Annotated in this window: 15 protein-coding genes and 1 pseudogene; 7 read left to right on the top strand and 9 right to left on the bottom strand. The window is 59.4% G+C overall.

From position 1 onward, the window contains the following. Positions 1–22: 22 nt before the first annotated feature. The 6 genes from HPA01S_RS11100 to HPA01S_RS11075 all read right to left on the bottom strand — a co-directional run bounded on the left by HPA01S_RS11100 (position 23) and on the right by HPA01S_RS11075 (position 6753). Positions 23–811 (bottom strand): metallophosphoesterase, encoded by a 789-nt coding sequence (locus HPA01S_RS11100; RefSeq protein ID WP_066269904.1) that lies wholly within the window; start codon positions 809–811, stop codon positions 23–25. Continuing rightward, positions 808–1251, bottom strand: coding sequence for an HAD domain-containing protein (locus tag HPA01S_RS11095; protein ID WP_066269902.1), 444 nt, complete (start codon positions 1249–1251; stop codon positions 808–810). Before HPA01S_RS11095 ends, HPA01S_RS11100 begins: the two co-directional genes overlap by 4 nt. An 87-nt stretch (positions 1252–1338) precedes the next feature. Further along, positions 1339–2766: an AAA family ATPase gene (locus HPA01S_RS11090; protein WP_066269901.1), complete on the bottom strand. Its 1428-nt coding sequence runs from the start codon at positions 2764–2766 to the stop codon at positions 1339–1341. Continuing rightward, on the bottom strand, positions 2763–4865 hold the full coding sequence (locus HPA01S_RS23335; RefSeq protein ID WP_066269899.1) for a tetratricopeptide repeat protein: 2103 nt from the start codon (positions 4863–4865) through the stop codon (positions 2763–2765). Before HPA01S_RS23335 ends, HPA01S_RS11090 begins: the two co-directional genes overlap by 4 nt. A 141-nt stretch (positions 4866–5006) precedes the next feature. Beyond that, on the bottom strand, positions 5007–6479 hold the full coding sequence (locus tag HPA01S_RS11080; protein WP_245638622.1) for a tyrosine-type recombinase/integrase: 1473 nt from the start codon (positions 6477–6479) through the stop codon (positions 5007–5009). A 34-nt stretch (positions 6480–6513) separates the two neighbouring features. Further along, a complete protein-coding gene (locus tag HPA01S_RS11075) occupies positions 6514–6753 on the bottom strand; it encodes a hypothetical protein (protein WP_066269896.1) in 240 nt (79 codons plus the stop codon). 150 nt (positions 6754–6903) lie between these two features. On the opposite strand from HPA01S_RS11075, the gene HPA01S_RS11070 reads away from it, so the two are divergent. The 7 genes from HPA01S_RS11070 (at position 6904) to HPA01S_RS11040 (ending at position 19284) form a co-directional block, all read left to right on the top strand. Further along, a complete protein-coding gene (locus HPA01S_RS11070; RefSeq protein ID WP_066269892.1) occupies positions 6904–7119 on the top strand; it encodes a helix-turn-helix domain-containing protein in 216 nt (71 codons plus the stop codon). A 91-nt stretch (positions 7120–7210) separates the two neighbouring features. Then, positions 7211–9751 carry a hypothetical protein gene (locus HPA01S_RS11065; RefSeq protein ID WP_066269890.1) on the top strand — a complete coding sequence of 847 codons (2541 nt, stop codon included), beginning with the start codon at positions 7211–7213 and terminating at the stop codon, positions 9749–9751. Further along, on the top strand, positions 9748–11202 hold the full coding sequence (locus HPA01S_RS11060; protein ID WP_066269888.1) for a hypothetical protein: 1455 nt from the start codon (positions 9748–9750) through the stop codon (positions 11200–11202). The genes HPA01S_RS11065 and HPA01S_RS11060 overlap by 4 nt, the downstream gene beginning before the upstream one ends. A gap of 226 nt (positions 11203–11428) precedes the next feature. Beyond that, positions 11429–13789: an AAA family ATPase gene (locus tag HPA01S_RS11055; RefSeq protein ID WP_066269886.1), complete on the top strand. Its 2361-nt coding sequence runs from the start codon at positions 11429–11431 to the stop codon at positions 13787–13789. Then, the gene (locus HPA01S_RS11050; RefSeq protein WP_066269884.1) at positions 13786–15651 is read left to right on the top strand and encodes a UvrD-helicase domain-containing protein; all 1866 of its coding nucleotides are present in this window, start codon (positions 13786–13788) and stop codon (positions 15649–15651) included. The genes HPA01S_RS11055 and HPA01S_RS11050 overlap by 4 nt, the downstream gene beginning before the upstream one ends. 536 nt (positions 15652–16187) lie before the next feature. After that, on the top strand, positions 16188–17141 hold the full coding sequence (locus HPA01S_RS11045) for an abortive infection family protein (RefSeq protein ID WP_169801520.1): 954 nt from the start codon (positions 16188–16190) through the stop codon (positions 17139–17141). A gap of 310 nt (positions 17142–17451) precedes the next feature. Then, the gene (locus HPA01S_RS11040; RefSeq protein WP_157084973.1) at positions 17452–19284 is read left to right on the top strand and encodes a hypothetical protein; all 1833 of its coding nucleotides are present in this window, start codon (positions 17452–17454) and stop codon (positions 19282–19284) included. A 389-nt stretch (positions 19285–19673) separates the two neighbouring features. Here HPA01S_RS11040 and HPA01S_RS22695 read toward each other — a convergent pair. The 3 genes and pseudogenes from HPA01S_RS22695 to HPA01S_RS11020 form a co-directional block, all read right to left on the bottom strand. Next, positions 19674–21030 (bottom strand): annotated as a pseudogene (locus tag HPA01S_RS22695) (IS3 family transposase). 38 nt (positions 21031–21068) lie between these two features. After that, complete coding sequence (locus HPA01S_RS11025) at positions 21069–21689, bottom strand: peroxiredoxin-like family protein (RefSeq protein ID WP_066269876.1); 621 nt, start codon at positions 21687–21689, stop codon at positions 21069–21071. 29 nt (positions 21690–21718) lie between these two features. Then, positions 21719–22253, bottom strand: a 535-nt coding sequence (locus HPA01S_RS11020; RefSeq protein ID WP_066269874.1) for an enoyl-CoA hydratase/isomerase family protein, incomplete at its 5' end; no start/stop codon positions are given.

The raw sequence follows: 22253 nt of genomic DNA, 5'->3' as shown, positions 1-22253 counted from the left end.
CAGGCACCATTTGGAGCGGGATTCAAACCTCTATCAGGAACACCTCGTTGAACGCGACATTCTCAAACCGAAGTTCATCGACAGATCGAGCCCGGTTCACATTCACGGGGTAGCCTCTGGGATTCGCCATCACTCGGCATCCTTCCACCATGTAGTCGAAACTGTCATGCACGTGGCCGTGCATCCAGACAACCGCCTGTTTGACCAACGGCTCCAGGTCGCTCACGAAGCCCGCATTGACAGGATTCCCGAGGTAGCGGGGATGAATGGACAGCGCATGCGGCCCATGGTGTGTCACGACGACGGTCAACCCATCGAATGTTTGCGACAGCTCACCCTCCAACCAGGCACGTGATCGCTCGTGATCGGCGAGCGCATGCCGTGCCTGAAACGGCCCCTCTTCTGTCTCGATCAATCTGAAGTCGCTCAAAGCAGCCTCGGTTCGTTGCATCGCTGCGCTTTGCGTGAACCCCGGCTGCCTAAAGTCCGTCCAAAGCGTTGCACCCAGAAATCGAACACCTGCAATCTCAATGCGATCATTGTCCAGGACATGCACTGATGTCCCAACGGCCGCCGCTTGAAGGTCTGCACGAGTTCGCTCCCAATGTGCTCCGTAGAACTCGTGGTTGCCGGCCACATAGATCACCGGGATATCGACGTCGGCGTAGTACTCGATCCCTTTTGTGCCCAAATGGATGTCACCCGCCAACACAAGCACATCGGCACTTGGGTCAGGCAGCACTTTTCCCTCTCGCGGGAAGCGCCTCTCAAGGTGTTCGATATGCAGGTCGGAAGCCAGCTGGATTTTCATGCGCTCGTTCCTTTTCGGAGACGCCCGACCAACTCCAACACCCGTTCGGCATCGCGTGTCCTGAACCCCAGCCGGGGATCGGTGAACACCACCTGCTCTCGCGCTTTGAAGTTCAGAAGATCGTCCTCAAGCGCAATCCAACGGTGCGGCTCCCGCTGGTTGGCGATCAACCAGTTGCGGCACTGCGATTCACGCAGCGGTATGGCACCAAAGTCAACCTTGGGACTGCCTTTCTGAAGCGTGCAGCCCACGATGAGCCGATGCAGGTCCGGCTGCTCTTCAAAGAAATCCCGCATCTTCTCCAACGGGTAGTGTGCCGCCCACGAGCTCGAGATCACCATCTCGACGTTCTCGACCTGCCGAAGGCAGATCTGCAGCAGATGGGCTTTCTCGAAGAGCCGATCCGTGGGACCCGCCCTGGGGGTGCAGCACCCCGTCAAAGTCCAGGAACAAAGTGATCAACGGCTTCATAGGAGCAGGTGGAGTGTTGGAAGTGGATGTCATAGGTGTCTTTGTGGCAAGTGCTCTCAGTGCACATGCTTCACTGGTTCGTCTTGTTTGTCGTCTTCCAGCGCCTCGGCCGGCAGGTCCTTGATCGAAACAACTCCGCTGCCCTGCCTCACGGCCTGCGCGATCGCCGCCCCGGTGAGCTGGTAGATCTCCCGCGCACTTAAGTGCGCCAGCGCCAGCACAAACTCCTTGTCGGGCTCCTGCTTCAGGCGCACCCCGGCGTTCCTGATCGCAGCCGCCACCACCGTATGGGCCACCAGGATGGCCTGCTCGGCGTCGGGCATGCGGATGTAGAACGCCCGCATGCGGGACCTCAGGGTGGGCGCGATCTGCCAGGGATAGTTGCTGGTGGCGATCCAGGTGATGAGGCTGGCATCGAGCTCCATCTCCACACTCTGGTCTCGGACCCGACCGGCGCTCACCGGCTCCAGCAGACTGTGCAACACAGCGGTGGGGTCTGAAGACCGGCCAAAGCTCCCTGCCTTGTCCAGCTCATCCAGGATCACCACCGGGTTGGCGTAGTCTCCCCTGACCAGCATCTCGAACACCAGGCCGAAGCGCGTATTGCCCCAGGTCACCTCCGAACCGAGCAAGGCCGATGAGGTCTCGGCCTGGTCCATCGGATGGCGCCGTACTGGCACACCCAGGGCTTGGGCCAAGGCCTCACAGAAATGGGTCTTGCCCACCCCGGGAGGTCCTGCGAGCAGCATGGGTGGGATGCCCACCGGACGCCGGCTCAACTTGGCCAGGGCGAGTCGATCGGCCACAAAATGGATCACTTCAGAGAAATGTGGGTGGGACTGCTCCAGGGCCAGGATCTCATTGAGGCTAGGGGGAAGGCCCACCCGGCGCCAGGCGCCCTTGGGAGCCAGCTCTTTGTAGATGGCGGCATTGCGCTTTTGCACATCCGCGTCGCTCTGCAGCTTGCTCTCGCACAGCTTCTCCAGGTCATCCGGGTCGTAGACACGCAGCTTCCTTTTGGCGGGCAACCCGCTGAGTTGCTCCTGGAATGTTTTCGGATCTGTGCTCCCAATGGGCAATCCCCTGCGCCGCGAACGCCGCGCTTCTTCCTTGACCTTCTTGTCCGACTTGGCATCACGCGGATTGCCCGCGGCGTCAGCAGCCTCCGCCTGGGCGTTCTCGGCTGCTTCGGCGCCGTCCTTCTCCTCGCGCGCCTTGCGTTCGGCTTCTTGCTGGGCCTGGACATCGAGTTCGTCTTTGAGGGTCTGGGTGACCCACAAGACTTTTCGGTCGGCGTGGTACCGGCTCGTGCTCGACTGCTCCACGAACTGGCCTTCGGTCACGAACGGCGGTCGGCCCGTGTGTTCAGAGGCCACGGGCGTGGAGGGGGGCGGCGTGAGGACCGGCGTGAGGCCCTCGAGCACCTCGATCCTGAGTTCGGCGCTTTCTGTGGCGGGATGAATGCGCACGCGGATCCTCTTCATTTGAGTGCCCGCAGCTTCTTGTAGTGCGCCACACGGATGTTGTGGATGTGGGGTGGCACGCCGTGGCAGCCAAAGCGCCGGCTGATCTGGCCGTTCTCGCAGAACGACAACGCCACAGCAGCCTCCAGACGCTTTCGCACCAGGTGGCCCTGGAGCATCTGCACAAGCCGCATCGCGTTCGGCCCGCTGTAGTTCAGGGTGTAGACCTGCTTGTTGTGCTGGAGCTTGCGCGCCACCTCGTAGATGGTGCCGGGCAGGTTCAAACACTTCTGGAAGTGCTCCAGGGTCTGGCGGCAGTTCTGGACGATGCACACGACCAAGCGGTAGATCGTCTTGCGGTGACGGAACGGTTGCTTCACGATGGCGATGCATCCGTCGCCGTCGAGCATGCCGGCGGCCCAGTCCAGGCTGGAAGGTGGCATGCGGCTCACCGAATACTTCCGGCGGACCAGTTCTTCGGTGTCCGTCGCGGCTTCACTACACGAGAGCATCTCGCCAGCGCCACTGGCGTCCTCATGGGCATCACCCGAATCACCACCGTGGGCATCGTCACTGGGCTCGTGATCCGTTTCGGCATGGGACTCGCCAATGACGTCCTGCTCCTGCAGGAAGATGTCGTTCGGGTCATCTAACGCATCGCACACCGCCTCCATCAACTCATGCTCCATCACCGTCCGAGGAAAGATCGCGCGGCGCTGGGGCGCGGGGTGACGTTCACCGGCTGGGGACCCACCGGAGGTGGAACCACCTTCGCCTTTTGAATACGGCACAGGTGGACGAGTTACTACAGGCCTGACGGCGTGAGCAGGAGCGGGCACTGACTTCACCACCCAAGCGCTGCGGGCACCTGCGTCGTCGCTGGCATAACGACCATCGCCCTGATCATCTTGCGTCGAACGCGGCACGCTCAAGCGGCGGTGGTCTTCATCGCGAGCCCGGCTCAGTGCATCGCCAAGCGCGCAGCCCAGGCGCGCCACGTCTGGGTCCACGGGGTTCCTGGACAGCGGGCCGAAACGGCTGCCCAGGCGGAACGGGCGTTCGCCTTCCCCGCTCCACAGCGCGCGCAGTCGCGATGCGTCTTCCGGCTCCAGCGTTTCCAGGCGGCTCAGGAGGGCTCGAAGCACCAGCACCGTATCGGGATGCGCGCGCCGCCTCAGTTCCATTTCATCAGAGCGGGAAGGTGAAGATGGCGAAGAAGATGAAGACGGTTCGACCAATGGCGGTTTGTTCGGCAGGTCCAGTGCGCCCAGGTCGGCCAGCACCGCCGCCAGGCGCACCAACGAAGCTTCATCACGGTCGAGGTCATGGGCGTTCATGCGCATGGCGGCCAGAATGCCGGCGCGCAAGACAAAGCTGCGCCCGGCCGTCTGCGGGTACCGACCAGCCGGGGCGGTCGACGCTTGCTGCGCTGCTTCGATGTCCGGTCGGCTAAGCGCGGCCATCAGGAACGCCTGGTGCACGGGTTTGAGGCTGGCGAGCACGCGGTGCAAATCCTGTTCCACCGTGTCCAGCAATCCCAGATGGCGCAGCACCCAGGGCGTCGTGGCCGGTCCTGGGAATGCCTTACCGAATTGCTGAAGCACCAGCACATCCGAGGGCACGTTCGGCACCGCATGCTTCATGAGTTCGAGTTCGTAAACGCCCGGCTCCGGAATCCAACGGGTGCCGTGCACCGAAGGCAGCAGCACGCTCTGGTCACCTGCACCCAGACGGACCAGGGACATGCAGCCGGAGAGGTCCACCGTGCTGGGTGGCGTTCCACCGCGGTACGCCATCTCGGTCTGCAAGAAGTGCTGATCCGCCTCGGACGCAATCGATCCGAACGGCTGCGCGGCGCTGATGTGCGCGGTCACCCGGATCACCGACAGCGGGTCGAGCAGTTCGCCGCAGACGTTGGTGAACTCGTCCATGGGGTCAGAGATGTATGCGCTCGGAGCCGGTGGGATGGAGAGCTCCACGCTCATGGGTTGAGGAGCGCCATGTGGCGGTTGCAGAGCATGGTGCTTGTGCAGTTCGGCAGCGAAGTGCTCCAGTCCGGTGGCGAATTCTTCAATCTGATTGGGTTTCTGGTTCGAGTTCGAGTTGTGGTTCGAGGTCATGGTGTTGTCCTGAGAAAATTGGGCGTTTCGAGAAGTGATTGGGCAAAGCTGCGCCCTTCCGCACGGCGAAGGCTTCTCGCCTCTGCCCGTCCGGTGGGTTCAACTTGTGGTGTTCAGGCGCTCAGGCCTGTGCGCTTGTCGCTACTCGCGCTTCAGGAAGCCCGGCGGCTCCGGGCTCCTGAGAAACGGCAGCAGGCCGGGCGATGCGCGCGCAACGGTCTTGCTCCGTCGCGCGACGGCGTGCTTTGAATGCGGCGCCGTGGCAATCTTGGTCGTCAGCGCTGCCAAAGGCGTCAGCATTTCTTCGGCCTCTTCCGCGTCTTCATCGTCCGCCTCGTCCAGATCGTCGCCCGCGAGCAAGGTTTCGATTGCATCGTCGGTCTGGCCCTGGATCGCAAGCGTGGCCGTGGCTTTGTCTGCTTCTTCCGGCAAACGAAGCACCAAGCCTTGCACCGGCGCGACCGAGATGTGCTGCTTGAGCAAGCGCTCCATGGCCGACCCATCGCGGCGCGTCAGGTTGGGCACGTAGCGGCTGTAGACGCGGAACAGCATCTCGGTGCTGGTGTGACCGAGCTGACGCGCGATCCACTCCGGCGCTTCGCCCGAGGCCAGCCACAAGGTGGCTGCGGTGTGGCGCATCTGGTAGGCCCGGCGGTGCGGGATGTCCAGGTGGCGCAGCAGCGGCGACCACACCCGGTTCAGAAAGTTCTGGTTGTCGATGGGCGTGCCTCCGCGGTTGCAGAACACGAACTCCGAGGTCTTGCCGGTCACCTTGAACTGCTCCTGCAGTGCATCGAACACCAGGTCGTTCATCTGGATGTCGCGCACACTGCCGTCGGTCTTGAGTTCGTCCTCTTCTTTGAGCACGATGGCCTCGCGCACCAGGATGAGCCGGCGCTCGAAATCCACGTACTTCCACTTCAGGCCGTGGGCCTCACCTGTGCGCATGCCGGTGAAGAAACGCACCGTGAAGTACTGGCGGTAGTCCGCGCGCACCGTGGTGAGGATCTGCTGCACCTCGTCCAGGGTGAACGGCATTACGTCGCTGCGCTTCATCTTCAGCGGCTTGATGTTGCGAAACGCGGAAGTAAACTCGAACCGGTCGGCCGCTTCATTAAGAATCTGCCGCAGCGGCTTCATCACGGAGTTGATGCGACGGTTGGATAATGTGTTCTGGGATCTACGGGTGGTTACTTTGGCGAGTGTTGCCCGAAATGCCAGTACGTCTGCCTTGGTGATCTGGCCGACCTCCTTCTCCCCGAAATAGGGAACAAGGTACTGGTCGATCGACCCACGTTGCGTCACGCGGTAGCTGCGCCGCCACGACACCTCCGACTCCGCGAACCATTGCTCGGCGAACACCTTGAAGGTGGGCGTACCCATGCGTGAAGTCGGTTGGCGCTGCAGTTCTGATGCGCTCGCGTTGACAGCGGCATCGGCCACCGGCTCTCGCGATGGCGGCGGTTTGCCGAAGGTCTTCTGGTAGTCGAAGGTGCCGAGGGCGATTTCGGCTTCGATGCGGTCGAGGGCTTTCTGCAATCGTTTGCGGTTGCCAGCGTTGTCTGCAAGAGACGTGTACTCGCGCAGTCTCTGCCCAGCATGGCGAAAGTCCATGAAGAGCGTGCCCTTGCTCTCATGCCGGCGAATACTACCCATGAAGCACACCCCCATTGGCCAGAGGAATCGCCTCGGAGCCCATGGCTGAGTGATGCGCCATGTCGGTCTCAATGTGCTCCCAGATGTAGAGCGTCTTGCGTCCACCGAAGGGACGGATGTAATGCCGACCTTCGAGCAATACGCTGTCTTTCAGCCGGTCCCGAATGGTTCTGCTGTCGTACTTGATGCGGGACGACAACTCATCGGTTGTCAGGTAGGTGCATGCGGACACTTCTCACTCCTTCTGGTTAGTGGGACAATCAGAACAACAAAAGAACATCCAAACGTCTTTTTTGTCATTCTGAATGGCATTATGAAGGAAGAAATGCCACTGTCAAGTGTTTTTTGTCATTTTGAATGATATTTTTTCGCGGAGAATGTCTTGATCAAGTGCCACCTATCCCGCCTGATGGGGGAGCGAAAGCTCAAGATCAGCGATGTGGCGCGTGACACGGGGCTGCACCGCAACACCATCACGCTGCTTTACCAAGAGACTGCAACTCGGGTTGATCTCGACGCGATTGACTCACTGTGCAAGTACTTCGATGTCAGCGTTGGGCAACTGTTTGAGTTTTTCGATGAACCGTCGTCGCCCTAGACCTCAGAGAGGTGCCACATAACTATCCTCGCGTTGAATCAGTGGAGTTGCTTCAGAACCTCGTGTGATTCCTAAACCAACAGGAGTTCTGATGACTGGAGAACGGGATTACCACCGGGCTGTGGAAGACGGCCGGCGCAATCAGGAAGTCAAGGTTCTCATACAGAACTGGTGCGGCCACGCAAGGATCGAGAAATTTGGTGGTACCGGGATGATCGAGGCAGCAACCGGCTTCCCGATCGGCCATCACTCTATGGCCTGCGACCACGCACCGGCAGGCGGTTCTGCAACCTGGCACCTTGAGGATGCGGCGCTGGCGTTTTACGATCGCAATTGCGCCATTTGCAAAGTCCGTCAGCCGTTGCGCCTACCCAATCTTGTAGAACTCGTGGGCCGCCGGGACCAGCAGGCGGCCGTAAGGGCAGCAGATCAGGAGCTGCAGGCAAAAAAGCTCCGCGATGAATTTGACTCCCGCCAAAAAGCACGCGCTGCGCTTCAAGCCAATGCCACGGTGCCAGTCGCCTCGTTGATTGAAGATCTGCAGTTACTGGATCAAACCCGCACCGAGCCGGCGTCGGACAAGATTGTCGCGACTGCCCGCCTCGCGCCTGAGGTGTTCAACGCCGACATCGTCGAGCACCTGTTTCGTCTGATCGAAACGGAGGAATCATGGGCGATTGAAACGGCACTTGGCTGCCTGCGCATAGTGTCATCGGACCACAAGAGGCTCGTCGCCTGCGCGATGCAATGCCTCTCGCTGGGTTGCAACACGATGACTTCCGCCGCGGTGCTCCTCGAGCACCTTGACTTAGTTGATGCGTCCCAGGTGCAGTCAGCCATCAGAAGCCTGTGCTACTTGGCCGCGCCGCCGCGTAGCGACTTTGACTACTCCGAACCCGAGAAACGGCCCGAAGCGCTGCAGGCTTTGGCGTCTAGGTATCCCGCGCCGGTGGAAAAGGCGCTCGACATCTTGATTGCCAGCAGCTCGGGCAACGCCGTCATGGCCGCGGCAAGGGCGATTCCTCTGGTGTTCGGTCGCAATGCTTATTCACCAGGCTTGGTTCGCGGCCTCGCAGCAAAGCTCACTCGGCTTGACTCTCTTGTCGACAGCGACCGGGATTCGGAAATAGACAAGGTCGCACATGAACTGGAGCGTGCACTCGTTTACGCCATGCTCGCCGACGATCAGCAAGTCGACACACTGCTCGCGAACTACTACCAGGGAGCCTCCAGGACGGGCGAGGCGCGCATCGCCGGCGTCTATTCCAGTTTGCTGAGGCTACCGGGCAATCGATTTGAATCCATAGATGCGGCTCCCGATCTCAGGCCTTACGAAACGGCGCTTCGTCGCATCCTGACGTGGGCTTCGGCGACGCAGAATCAGGAAGTGATTCAAGAGGTTCAAGAAGCCCTGCGGCACTTTCCAGAACAGCTTGCTCCGGTTGCGCATGAACAAATGGAGCTCCTGCTGGGAACTGCCGCATTGGTGGATCAGGCGCTCACAGATTTCATGAATTCGCCGGTACCTCCTGAAGAGGCGACCAATTTCCTGGCACAAATGGAGCGCAGCAACCAGAGGCAGCGACTGGCTGGCCTGCGCGCCGCCATTCTTGAATGGGCCAGCGGCGCGGCGGCGACGGACTCAGCGGCCGCAGGAAAATTCATTAGCTTCATCGCCAGCGACGTGCAGTGGCCGGAGCAGTTTCGTAGCGCCCTCGTCAAGGCGCTGCCACCGCTGATGCGCACCGCAGCATCAACGAATGCAGTCCTTCCATTCCTGTATGGCGCCATGGTCGGAGAGTCCGCGCTGGTACGGATGGCAGCTGCGCGGGCGCTACAGGAGTTGCGTGGCTCCCGCGTCAGTGACCTCCCTTCCCTCGTGCATGACGCATTTCTGTTGCTCTTGTCCGACCCAATCGTCGGTGTTCACCAATCTGCCGCCGAGGCGCTGGAACGCATCTCCCTTCCGAAGGAATACGAGGACCGCATCACTACGCAGTTGAAGACAATTTTTAGCGTCTACGCTCAAGAGGGCCGCGCGCATGATGCATTTCTTGTGACCTGCATCGAACTTCTGGTAAACCGTCTGCACAAGAAGGCCGGCTTCGCTGGTGGATGGGCGCGCATCTTTGTCGCTGTATTGATGAAGGTCGACGACGGGACTCTGTTGCGACATGGTCGCTCATGGATGTTGGAGCGGCTTGTCAACGTAGAAGACTTTCCCGATCTGCTCCTGAAGCTGTTGCGTTCAGCGGAGCGCCATGAAAACTATGACGATCAACTGGTTTCTCTGCTGCGCGAACTTCCTCGAGACGGCTTGTTGAATATGCGTACGAGCCTAGTCGCCTTGTGCGAGCAGCTTTCCCATGACCATGTACTGGCCGCAGCCTGCATCGAGGTTCTCAGTGCGGCAGAAGCATGGGACTCTGCTGCGAAGATTGCAGGCCATTCGCGCGACGCCTTGCCCGATTCAACGCGGATGCGGGTGCGCAAACAATACGCGCATTTGACGGCACTCGCGACCGAGTTTGAACAACACCTGGCGGAAGGACACCATTCGGATGCCCTGGGATGCGCTGTTCGATGGCAGCATATCTTGGAAGAGGTGGAACGCGGCAGGGGTGACGAATGAGACAGAACCTAGTCCAACCCGACGTCTTTTCATCACGCCTGAATGCCGTTGAAGCGCTGTTGCGGTTCCCGGCAGTGACAGGCACGAATGACCTGAATGCGCTAGCTGGCGAGCTTGATTCGACATCGGCGTCGCTTGCCAATCCGACTACCGCCGTTGCGTACGCCGCGTTTGCAGGGTTGGTGCGCATCGCAGCCACCCTTGTTCAGTGGCACGGCGCCGTCTTGACGGCGCTCCCTGACGCCGACCGCTTCTTGCGAAGCGCGAAGGCGCGCCACCAACTCTGGCTCAAGGAATATGAAGCGCAGGTGGCGGCGGCCAGACTGGTCCAGGCCAGTCGAACGCTGCCGGACGTGTCGAGTCCGGACGATGCGGTGAAATTTCTCAATGGAGTGGGTGCCACGCCACTGCCGCTAGGCATGCTCGTCCAGGACCTGTCCTTTGCGAGGATTCATGGCCCGAATCTCGATGAGCGGCCCACTCCTGAACCACTTGCGCTCACAGTCGCATTCCTGAAGTTCCAAGTTGACTCGGTCGACGTGCAGCACATCCACCAGCTTACGCCTGGAGAAGTCCATGATCTGGAATTGGAAGTTCGCGTTTCGCGATGGCCCGAGGAACATAGTGAACTCCAATTGACGCCTGTCTCTGTGGAGCCTGCCTCAACATACGATTTTCCGAGTTTCAACTTTTCTCGCCCGGACGGTGAGCCGCCGTACATCCTGCATCAACGCGCGCGCGCCATTCTGAAAGCGTCGCAAGGACTGCACGCGCGGCCATTCGAATTCAAGTATGCGGCGGAGTTTTTGCCGCCCAAGTCGGAGCAGCCAGTTGCGATCGTGGGGCACCGCACGCTGCTGATCGATGGCACAGATCCGTCGCGTTCGATTTGCGGCTACCCGGCAATGGATAGTCGCCTCATCGAGTTTCGTGAGACTCTGCGCAAAGCGCCTGGCATGGCGCAATCAGAGCTGCTCGACCTGTTGAAAGTCCTGGCCGCACTGTTCAACCTAGCGGGCAGCGCGGTTCAGGATGCGCTGTTTCCGGAGAAGCGGTCCGAAGCGCAGTTTCAACTGGACGTGCGTGCCGCCTTGCGACGCAGTCCATCCATCGGGATCGAACTGGACGAACATGCCAATGCCGCGGGTGGCATCACTGATCTGTCGTTCCGTGGAATCCCCATTGAGTTGAAGGTTGAGAGCTCGGCACTTTTCGCCTTGGAGGATGGGAGGCGCTTCGCTTTCCAAGTAGCTTCATATGCAGTGGCGAAAGGCAAGAAGACCGCAGTGCTCTGCGTTCTGGACTGCAGTGGCAAAAACGGGCCCCCGCGTGATCCTGCGCAGTTAGTAGGCATTCTTTCTCTTGAAAACGGTGTTCAGGTATGTGTCTTGGTGATTCAAGGAAATCTGCAGAAGCCGAGCGCGCTCTCCCGCGGTTCCGCGCATCAATAGCTTCAGAAGACTCACTGAATCTCAACTTTGAACATTGAGACTTGAGCGTCGAGCTGGATGTCGTCTAAAAGCCATCCATCACGAACGACTGCTTTCGGGAACGAGCGCATCAGCGTCAACACAGAGCAAGTAACTAACTAATGGCCATCGAACAGCACGTCGAGGAACGCGAGATCGCGACCCTGAGCGGCAGAAGACAGATACCATCAACTGAGGAGGCAGCGCGATGCACATTCAACACGTTGAGATAAGCAATTTTCGGAAACTCAAAGCGGTACGCATCGATTTCTCGGAGCAGAAGACGGTCTTCGTCGGCGCCAACAACAGCGGGAAAACTTCCGCGATGGTGGCGCTTCGGCGATTCTTGGTCGAGCCATCCGAATTCACCGTCAATGACCTGACGCTCTCGCACTGGACCAAGATCAATGCCTCGGCCGCAGGGTGGGAGTCGGCGGTCAGCAGCGGCGAGGAACTCGCTGCACTTGACTGGAGCGATGTGCTCCCGTTCCTCGATGTCTGGCTCAATGTCTCCAACAACGAGCTGCACTATGTCCAGAAGCTGTTGCCTACCTTGGACTGGCAAGGCGGACATCTTGGCGTTCGACTTCGCTTGGAGCCCAAGGATGCCGAAGGTCTTCAGCGGGAATACCTGAAGGCCAGAGCGGCAATCACGGAACTGCTTGCACATCCGCTTGCCGCCGCATCCGTCGTTGCGGTCGCAGAGGGCGCCGCCGAGGTGGTCGTAGAAGCGGTCTCGGTGCCCTCGGCAATGCCTGCCTATACGTTCTCGCTGTGGCCACAGTCCATGATGGAGTTCCTCGGCCGCCGATTGCGTAGCATGTTTACGGTGCGCGCTTACCTTCTGGACCCGGCAGCACTCAAGGCGCCGCAAGAAGGGTTGGCCGTGCCTCAAGTGCTGGCCCCCGACAGCGATCCGCTCGACGGCGATCCCTTCAAGGGCTTGATCTGTATCGACGAAATAAGCGCACAGCGGGGTTTCGGGTATGCCGGCAGCACGCGAGCCCCCAGCGAAGACGATTCCAAGTACGACCCGCAGGAGGCACGCGGCGCCAAGAAGTTGTCTTCTCAGTTGCGGTCGTACTACACGCAGCACCTGGACCCTTACGACAAGCCCGAACCCAAGGACCTGACAGCCTTGCAGGCCCTCCATGACGCAGAGGCAGCCTTTGAAGCGCGCTTGACGGAGGGCTTCGCCGCAGCACTGAAGGAATTGGAGCACATCGGCTATCCGGGCGTTACCGACCCGAAACTGACGATTACCACGCGAATCAAACCAACAGACGGTCTGAACCATGGCTCGGCCGTCCAGTACGAAGTGCCGACACATCTGGCCGAGGCGGAAAAGGGTCACCGCTTGCCAGAGGACTCGAACGGCCTGGGATACCAGAACCTGGTTTCAATGGTGTTCGCTCTCATGAGTTTCCGCGATCGGTGGATGCGCGTCGGCAAGGCCGGAATCTCAGTCGCTGATGACGACAGCTTCGTGCCGCCGCTTCATCTCATTCTCGTAGAAGAACCGGAGGCCCACCTGCATGCCCAAGTGCAGCAGGTATTCATCAAGCAGGCGTATGCGGTGCTTCGAAAGCATCCCAAGCTAGGTGACGCGACCGCCCTGAAAACCCAATTGGTTGTCAGCACGCATTCCAGCCATCTTGCGCACGAGTGCGATTTCGCATCCTTGCGATACTTCCGGCGATTGCCTGCACCTACCGAAGCGGGTGGGGTGCCGATCGCTTCGGTGGTCAACCTCTCGGAGGTGTTCGGCGCCGCCAATCTCACCGAGCAGTTCGTCACGCGCTATCTCAAGGCTGTCCACTGTGACCTGTTCTTCGCAGACGGTGCGGTCCTGATCGAAGGGCCTGCCGAAAGAATTCTCGTGCCGCACTTTGTGCGTGAACGCCCCGACTTCGAGTATCTGCGCCGGTGCTACATCACATGGCTCGAAATTGGTGGTAGCCATGCGCATCGGCTCAAGCGTCTGCTTGAACATCTCGGGCTCACCACCCTGATCGTCACCGACCTTGATGCCAAGGATGGCACATCGGGCGCGGCCCTGCCGCCAAAGCGCAACAGCGGCCAGAAGGCGCGAAACGAAACATTGAAGTCCTGGGTTCCTGCCGAGGATTCGCTTGATGTCTTGCTTGACAAGATGGGTCCCGACCTTGTCAAAGAGGACCCCAGCGGATACGCGATAAGGGTGGCATATCAACAGCCAATCGCGCTGAGCTTCAAATCGAAGTCTCCGGCCGAGGCGCTTGCGAACACCTTCGAGGATGCGCTCCTTTACGAGAATCCAACCCTGTTCGCCGACCTGCCTGGTCATGGGCTAATAGCGAAGTTTCGTGATGCCCTAGCGGACAGCGCCGACATGGAGGCGCTCGCAGCGGCAGTCCACTTGGCCTTGAAGTCAGGGAACAAGGCGGAATTTGCGCTCGATCTCCTTTACAGCGACAAGATCACATCCCTGAAAGTGCCTGTCTACATCCACGACGGTCTGGCCTGGCTTGCCTTGCAGCTAAAGCGCAAGGAGCAAGATGCCATTGGCCAAACGAAAGCGGCCGCATGACAGCCGCCGCCGACGTGCTGGACGATCTGGACCACCCGGTCGATGCCGAGATTGCTGCATGTCTCGACCTAGCCGCTCCGCGAAGTTTTTTTCTATTTGCGGGCGCTGGCTCCGGCAAGACGCGATCACTGGTCAAGGCGCTCGATCATGTACGCCAATTGCACGGTGAGACGCTTCGGTTTCGAGGCCAGCGCGTTGGCGTCATTACCTTCACCAATGCAGCGTGCGATGAAATTAACCGTCGCTTGGAGTTTGATCGAACGATCGAGGTCTCGACGATTCACAGCTTTGCATGGACTCTTATCGGAGGCCTGAACCATGACATCCGGGAGTGGCTCCGGACGAATCTTGCTGCGGAAATTGCAGAACTCGAAGCGCTTGAGGCCAAAGGCCGCAGCGGAACCAAGGCATCAGCGGAGCGTATCAGCAAGATTGCGTCGAAGAGCAAACGCTTGGCCAATCTGAACACCGTTCGCCGTTTCATCTACAGCCCAACCGGGGATAACCGCGGCCGCGATGCGCTCAATCACAGCGAGGTCATCAAGATATCAGCGACCTTTCTGCAAAACAAGTCGACGATGCAGAGCATCCTGGTCGGGCGCTACCCGATCTTGCTCATCGATGAAAGCCAGGACACCAACAAACTTCTGATAGATGCCTTGTTCGCTGTCCAGTCCAGTCACCGCGAGCGCTTCGCGCTCGGCCTACTCGGGGACATGATGCAGCGCATCTACAGCGACGGCAAGGAGGGTTTGGGTCAGGACTTGCCGAGTGACTGGGCTACACCACGGAAGCGCCTGAACCATCGCTGTCCCAAACGTGTAATCAAGCTGATCAACAAGATCCGGAAGGTGGTTGATGGTCAGGAGCAGATTCCCCGCACGGACAGTGCTGAAGGCTGGGTCAGGCTCTTTATTCTCCCAGGCGACACTGTCGACAAGCCCGCCGCCGAGCGGGCTGTGGCGCAGCGAATGGAGCAACTGACAACGGACGAAGGATGGAGGAAAACCGACACGTACAAGAGCCTGACCCTCGAGCACCGGATGGCCGCGAAACGAATGGGCTTTCTGGAAATGTTCGTCGCCCTCCATGAGGTTGAGAGCTTCCGGACCGGCCTGCTCGATGGCAGTCTGCCGTTCGTGCGCTTCTTTGCCGAGCAGATCCTGCCACTGGTGAACGCACAGCGACGCAATGATCGCTTCGCCGTTGCGCGCATCGTTCGCACGTCGTCGCCATTACTCAGTGGCGACAAGCTGCGGACGACGGAAGATCAACCGATGCAGTTGCGTCACGCGAGAGAGGCGATTGATGGCCTGATGTCGCTCTGGCAGGCCGGCGTGGAACCGACCTTCGGCGACGTACTGCGCAATGTTGCAAGCAGTGGTCTCTTCGCCGTGCCCGATGCTCTTCGACCCAACGCTGACCGTGATGCCTCATTGGATGGCGTGGAAGACGTCGACGGCCAGGAAGTCGATCGCCAGACCAAGAAGGCAGTAGCGATAGATGAGTTTCTTGCTGCACCATTTTTCCAGATCGATCCCTACGCCGCCTACGTTTCCGGCAAGGCGCATTTCGATACGCACCAAGGCGTCAAAGGGCTGGAGTTTCCGAGAGTCATGGTGATCATGGATGATGACGAAGCTCGGGGGTTCCTTTTCAGCTACGCGAAGCTCTTTGGTGGGAAGCAAGCCGGAGATACATCGGTCGAATCCACGCGGCGGCTGTTTTACGTCACCTGCAGTCGGGCGGAACGCAGCTTGGCACTGGTGGCCTACTCGACCCAGCCGGATCTGGTCCGTCAGTTTGTTCTGCGAGAGCAATGGTTCGAGCCCGATGAGGTGGTGGTCGGCATTCCAAATTGATGTACTTGAAACAGTGTCTGCAGGTTTCCATCGTCACCTCAAAACTCCAGCATTTATCTGGTTTTCGGGGTTCTACAGGGCAACTTCTTGTCAAGTGAAAGACTGGGCGCCAAAACAGCCGCGGCCCTGCAGTCATCCCTTTCGAATCAGCGCCCAAAGTTGCGTTTTTACATACGCGAGCGCCATGGCGGGTTCTGATTGTGGAGATACCGTTGACATGAAATGGTTTGAACGGCGAATGGACGCCTCGATTCAGCCCTTTTTCCAGGCGTTCAGTTGCCGCAGGGGATTGCTCCCGACACTTGCGGCTCTTCGGGTATGGCCTCGCGGCTACAGAGCAATGAACCACGCAATCGTGTGAATCAAGATTGGGTTACTCGTCTCGGCTTGACATCACTGGCATCAACAGGAGGAACGAGGGGATGGGAAATAGCTTGACGTCAGCTGAGGCAAAAGCTGCGCTAAAGACCTGGTTTGATACGACCTCTACTGAGTGGGGTCTCCGGGGTGAGCACCTACAGGTTCTTGAGGCGGTCTTGCGCAATTCCCTGGCGGGCGAGATGGCGTTGACTAGGGAACAATTTAGACAAAAGCACCGCGCCAAGCAGAAGGAAATCGATTGGCTGGAAGGGGGCTCCTTCCTAAAGCTACACCAGACGCCTGCTAGCACGACTTATCGTCTTGAGTTCCTTGGATTTGCCATGCTGGTATGCGTACGGACATCAAGAGCAGAGGCATTGCGGGTACTGATGGACAAGATACTCAGGCTGGTCAAGAGAAACCTTGCCAATCCCGAACTCACAAATGTCACGTCCATACCGTTGGGCAACCTGGCCAGTCGCATAAACCATGGCTTACCAGAATGCCACCTTAGAGTCGCTCTGCGAATCTTAAGCACCTCCTCGATAGGAGTGCACATGCATGAGCCCACGACAGGGGCAGAAAGCGTCAATTATTCGGACAGCGTCTACCACGTCAGTAACATGCTCGGATACTCTCTGCACTTCGTAAGGGGGTATGGCGCGCGCGCTAGAGCGAGCCTCTTTTCCGCACCTGAGGCCCCACTTTCGTTAACAAAACTCCAGCTAGTTCCTGACGCCTACACAAACGCGAAGAACGCCCTGGATAGGGTGCTCGGAGACCCGAGCTCCGCAATTGGGTCGGCAAAGTCCGCACTCGAAGGGGTGCTGAAGATGGTCGCAGTCAATTCCGTCGTGCAAGTGAACCCTTCTTTGCCTCAACTGGTGAAAGCATGTCAGGCGGATCTGAGGTTGGATGGGGAGTTCGTGGACCTGGGCCGAACCGTCACGACCCTGGTGCAGCGCATCGCCGAGATTCGCAATGTCTATTCGGACGGCCACGGCAAAGCTCCGGGCCAACGCGGCGCTACGCAGGCTGAGGCAAAATTCGTCGTGGGAACGACGCTTCTCTTGTGCGACTTCTTGCTTGAGCGCTGGGAAGCTGCAGCGACGATGAAATCGCAGGTGTAGCCAAGTGGTATCGCGCCCGTGACTCAAGTAGGCTGTTGGTGCCAGTCACGCCCAACGCCAACATGCGCAGGCCTCCACCCGCTCGTGGCGACATTGCCTCGACGACTTTTGCGTGCCGATGGACCTGAAAAGCGAAGGGTTACTTCGAAAACACCGACTGAGACTTGCCGGTTTCCATGAAGCTGGCTCGCTGTACCGGACCTTTCTCACGCACAAAGATCGAGGGGAGCGATGCCAGTGGTGCTTTACGCCCCGTCAAAATACTTTGGTACGACTAAAGTCGCCCTATAACTTTAAGCACCAGGGAGCCATGGGACCTACCAAGTCGACCGTCCAGCAAGGGCATCTTCGCCCCTACCTTTCTGCCGCGTTCCTGGAAGCCTCGCCAAATGGCAAACGAAATGCGTCCTTGGCGGATGCGCTGCTGAAAGAGGCGGAGGCACTCATTCCGACGACTTCCGTCGCCGGCGCGACGGTTGGATCGCCGCTCAGAGCAATCGTAAGTACCGAGCCGTCGTCGCTTCAAGAGCAGGTTCATGTTGCAACGCTCATCTATTCGCAATCGAGCGTGCCGAGCTGGCTCGTTGCTTCGTCACTGGTGGACCAGGTAAACCACCTTGTGGTGGTCGCCGTCCTCGGCAACACCGCAGCCTTGATCTGCTCCGATCCAAGCATGCGCGATGTCCTCGCGAAGGGCATGAAAGCGGCACAGCCGCTCAGTGTGTCTGCCGTCTCTGACGCGTTCATCGGCGCCGAGGCCAAGACCTTGTGGCTCAGCGGCGTGCATGCGAGCACCGCCGTGAAAGCCGACAGCAAGACACTGAACGGCTCGGCCCTCGAGAACGCGCTGGATCCGATCGGGGACCAGAGTTACGCGCTTTCGGCAATCCGCAGCCAACCACGGGTGCAAGGCCTTGGGGCAACCACCCAGCCGGTGATCATTGGAGCCGCACCATCGGCGAGTCGCATCTGGCTTGGGCGCCCCGCTAACTGGTCGTCCTTCCTGAGTCAGACACACTCCCTGCTCAAGCACCTCAAACAGAAGAACAAACCGACCGAGCTCTACCACTTTCTCTCAAAACCGGTAATCAGCGTGACGGACGTGGCGAAAGCACACAGTCTGGCGGTCCTCCCGGCCGCCATGCTCGCGGACGAGGTCGGAGTTTCAGCGGAGGAGCTTCGAGAGGCTGGCAGATGGGCCTATGACGCTTCCTACACGCTTAAGGCCAGAACAGGTGCCAACTTCTCCGTGGAGGTGAGCTGCGGCGGTGTCGACGTCGGGACCGCCTTGATTGAGGTTAGCGCAAACGCCAACGGGCGCATACGCCTTTCCGCCAAGTGGACCAAAAGCGGTAGCGCATCCGACGAGGATCGGAAGGCTTGCGCAAAGTTCTTGACTGACCCGGAGCAGGTGAAGATCTACTACAACAGCGGCCATGCGATCACGGATGGGAACTGCTATCTCGCAGGTTGGACTGACCATGTCCTGTCCTGGGAGTTCGAGGACCTGTCCAACTTCAACTTATGGCAAGAGAAGCCCGCCCTCACCGGTAATACCAAGCTTCCAGATGCCATTGACGTTCCGGTTGCTGGCGAAAAGTCGTCCCTCTTCACGTACGTCCAGCAAGTCCTGTTCAAGACCGGCTGGCTGGCTTGCGACGATGGTGCGATGGAGCTTGCGGACTTCGTACACTTGCACCCGGCGACCGGAAGGATCACGCTGATCCATGTCAAGGGTGCGGGTACGAAGAAGGGATTCACGGAGCTCTCGGTCTCCGACTACGAAGTGGTCGTTTCTCAGGGCGTGAAGAACATCAGGCACCTCTCGCCCCAGAAGTTGGCGGAAGCGTTGGAGGACGGCGCCGGAAAGCAGATAGCGCGAGCCATCTGGCTCAACGGAACGAAGCAAACTGATCGGTCCGCCATGATCGCGGCCATTAGAGCGCTTCCGGCGTCAGCCCCTCGAACGCTTCTGATACTTCAGCCACGGCTGACGGAGAAGGAACACGACCATTGCGTCGCGAATGCTTCTTCGAGCACCGCTCGGGTGAAACGTTTTAAGCAACTCAACGCCTTGATGCTGGGAGCAAGAGTAGCTGCCATGGGGGCCGGCGCCGAGTTTCGGGCCATCGCGGTGAAGTGAGCCTCGGCTCCGGCTAGGCTTGACCCCTCAGCGATTGGAGCCGCACGATGCGTAGAAGAGTATGTTGAGGACCCGTGGCGGCGACAGCATCGACCCACGGCCAATGCGGATCGCGGTGATGCGCGCAAAAATGTGCACGCCATCACACGCTGAAGGTCCGGATTAATAGTCTAGTCCTACTGACTCAGGAGGTATGCGACAGGCTTGTTGCGCCGTGGTCGTGAGTCACTATTCCTTCGGTCTCAGCAGGCCGGGAGTAGGCCGGATTCATGTGGGCAGACTATCGAATGGCGGTACAGCAAGTTGGCTGGGCCAGAGCCCAAGAGTCAAAAATGACCGCCTCGGATGTGAACTGACCCCCAGAAGTTGGACGGTTGCGATCCCGCCAATCAGGCGGTGTTTCTCAGCCGGTATTCCACCGGGCTGAGCCCTTGCAATCCGAGCTTGATGCGCTCGTGGTTGTAGTAGCTGATGTAGTCGTGCACGCCAGCTTCGAGTGCCGCGATGCCATCATGCGTCTCAAGATGGTAGTACTCGGCCTTGAGGGTGCCGAAGAAGCTCTCGATCACCGCGTTGTCAAAGCAGTTCCCTCTGCGACTCATGCTCTGTTTGACTCCGTGATGCGCAAGCATTGCTCGGTACGGCTGCATTTTGTAGTGCCAGCCTTGATCCGAATGCACAATCAATCCAGACGCACGTTCTGACCGCGCAAGGGCGTCTCGAAGCGTGTCAGACACCAAGTCGAACATGGGCCGCTTGGCCATGCGATGCGCGATGACCTCACCGTTGTAGAGGTCCATGCACGCCGACAGATAAAGCTTCTGCCCTTGCACGTTGAACTCGGTGACATCGGTCACCCACTTCTGGTTGGGCGCCTCCGCGAAGAAGTCACGCTGCAGGACATTGGGCACGTGCACATCGCTCATGCCGGGGACATGCCGGAAGCGCTTCTTCGCCCGAATCAATGCGCGTAGTCCCATCTTTTGCATCAGGCGTTGCACGCACTTGTGGTTAACGGGCTCCGCCATTGACCTGCACAGCGCTGCCGTGATGCGTCTGTAGCCGTAGCGACCCTTGTGCTCGTCATAGACGGCGCGGATTTTGAGTTCCATGTCGCTCTGCTGTTCGGTACGCAGGATCGCTTGGCATTGGTAGTAGAACGTGCTGCGAGCAAGGCCCGCTACCTGCAACAGGTCCGCCAGTTTGTGGTGACGCCTCAACCCGGTGATCAGACGCGCTTTGTCGGCGCAGCTGATCTCTTCGCCCGGATCAAGGCTTGCAATTTTTTTAGATACGCCACCTCCGCGCGCAGTCGCCCGTTCTCTTCACGCAAAGCCTGCGCCGAATCTGTGATGACCGGGCCCGGTGGCGCTGGGCAGCGTCGTTCTGGCTTCATATTGGGGCGCCCTTGCTTACTGCTCCCAAGGGCCTCCACGCCGCCCTCATCGAGTTTGCGTCGCCAGACCACCACTTGGTTTGGATTGCGGATGTCGTAGACCGCCGCCACCTGGCGGCTCGAAAGCTGTTCACGGTCTGATGGGACAGCACCTGCAGCTTGAACTGCGCACTGTACGCGCTGCGCTTGGGGCGCAAACCGTCAACGCCGTGCAGGCGGTAGTGGCTAACCCAGCTGCGGATCTTCTCCTCGGGCAACCACCACCGCCGCGCCAGCAGCTTTGCTCCGCCTTCGCCAGCCAAAAAGCTCTTGACGACTTCCAGCTTGAACTCTGTTTGATATTTCTTCATGGAACCCCTTGAAGTTCGTCCAACTTCTGGGGGTCAGTTCAAACCCGGGGCGATTCAGGACTGACCTCGGCATAAAGGATCACGCCATCCTGACCAATCACAAAGCGGCCCGGCATCGGCAGCGTCCAGCTGGGGTCATGGTTAAAGGCCGGCAAATCGTTCTTGAGGCTCTTGTAGAGCTCGACCAGATAAGCTGGCAGTGCAAAACGCAGGCCGAACGCTGCTGCGGTCTCATTGCCGGCATCTGACAGGATCGGGAAGTCGACATGGTTCTCGCGCACCGAACGGCGGCTGTTCGCCGCGGTCTGCGGCGAGATGGCGACCAGCGCCGCGCCGGCGGCTTGATACGCGGGTAGCACGTCTTGCAGCGCCTGTAGCTCCATGTTGCAGTAGGGGCACCAGACTCCTCGGTAGAAGCTGACAACGAGCGGGCCCCGTCGCAGCAGTTCGGCAGATGACACTATCTGGCCATTGGCGTCGGGCAGGTCAAAAGCCGGCGCAAGGTCACCAACCTTCAATGCGCGCGCCGCAGCGCCCGAGTCAATAAGTTCTTTGGTCGCTCGATGCATGGTCTCGATGACCGACGCGGGAACACTGTACGGCGGCTTGCCGGCTTCGAAGTCTGCCTTGAAGGCATCCAGACGGGATTGAAGTGACATGACGAGTCCTTTATTACTGAATGGGTGAATCAAGCGGCATTCATGGAGCGCGCCACTTCGGCCGCACTGATGCCTTCAAGCGCCAAGCCATAGCCCGCACCCTCGTCGACGATGCGGCGCAACTTCTGCGTCAAGGCGATGCGCGTATAGCGGCCAGTCAGCGGCGGCAGGCTGGCCAGCGATTCGGCGATCTCCCTTGCGCGGGGCAGCAGCTGATCGGCAGGCACGATCTCGTTGATGGCGCCCCATTCCTTGGCTGTATTCGCATCGAGCTCTTGGCGTGTCAGCAGGAAATAGCGACCGCGCACACTGCCGATGACTTCCGGCCACAGCAAGTTGACGCCGTCGCCCGGCACGATGCCGAAGTCAAAATGCGGTTTGTCCTGAAACACCGTGGTGGGAGCTGCCAGCACGATGTCCGACAACAGCACGTATTCCGAATGCAGGCGAACCGGCCCGTTGAGCGCGGCAATGACCGGCACCTCGATGTCCAGAAGGTTCATCAGCACCTTCTTGCCCTCGCGGTAGATCTTGTCGTAGCCACGCGGTGTGAAAAAGTCGAAG

It is taken from the genome of Hydrogenophaga palleronii NBRC 102513 (assembly GCF_001571225.1).
Lineage (GTDB): Bacteria > Pseudomonadota > Gammaproteobacteria > Burkholderiales > Burkholderiaceae_C > Hydrogenophaga > Hydrogenophaga palleronii.
This window is presented reverse-complemented; position numbering and strand designations above follow the sequence as displayed.

Excerpts from the sequence above, each read along its gene's own strand:
- HPA01S_RS11055 (WP_066269886.1), top strand. The coding sequence starts at position 11,429 with ATGCACATTCAACACGTTGAGATAAGCAATTTTCGGAAACTCAAAGCG.
- HPA01S_RS11100 (WP_066269904.1), bottom strand. The coding sequence starts at position 811 with ATGAAAATCCAGCTGGCTTCCGACCTGCATATCGAACACCTTGAGAGG.
- HPA01S_RS23335 (WP_066269899.1), bottom strand. The coding sequence starts at position 4,865 with ATGACCTCGAACCACAACTCGAACTCGAACCAGAAACCCAATCAGATT.
- HPA01S_RS11080 (WP_245638622.1), bottom strand. The coding sequence starts at position 6,479 with ATGGACTTTCGCCATGCTGGGCAGAGACTGCGCGAGTACACGTCTCTT.
- HPA01S_RS11025 (WP_066269876.1), bottom strand. The coding sequence starts at position 21,689 with ATGTCACTTCAATCCCGTCTGGATGCCTTCAAGGCAGACTTCGAAGCC.
- HPA01S_RS11090 (WP_066269901.1), bottom strand. The coding sequence starts at position 2,766 with ATGAAGAGGATCCGCGTGCGCATTCATCCCGCCACAGAAAGCGCCGAA.
- HPA01S_RS11065 (WP_066269890.1), top strand. The coding sequence starts at position 7,211 with ATGACTGGAGAACGGGATTACCACCGGGCTGTGGAAGACGGCCGGCGC.
- HPA01S_RS11050 (WP_066269884.1), top strand. The coding sequence starts at position 13,786 with ATGACAGCCGCCGCCGACGTGCTGGACGATCTGGACCACCCGGTCGAT.
- HPA01S_RS11060 (WP_066269888.1), top strand. The coding sequence starts at position 9,748 with ATGAGACAGAACCTAGTCCAACCCGACGTCTTTTCATCACGCCTGAAT.
- HPA01S_RS11040 (WP_157084973.1), top strand. The coding sequence starts at position 17,452 with ATGGGACCTACCAAGTCGACCGTCCAGCAAGGGCATCTTCGCCCCTAC.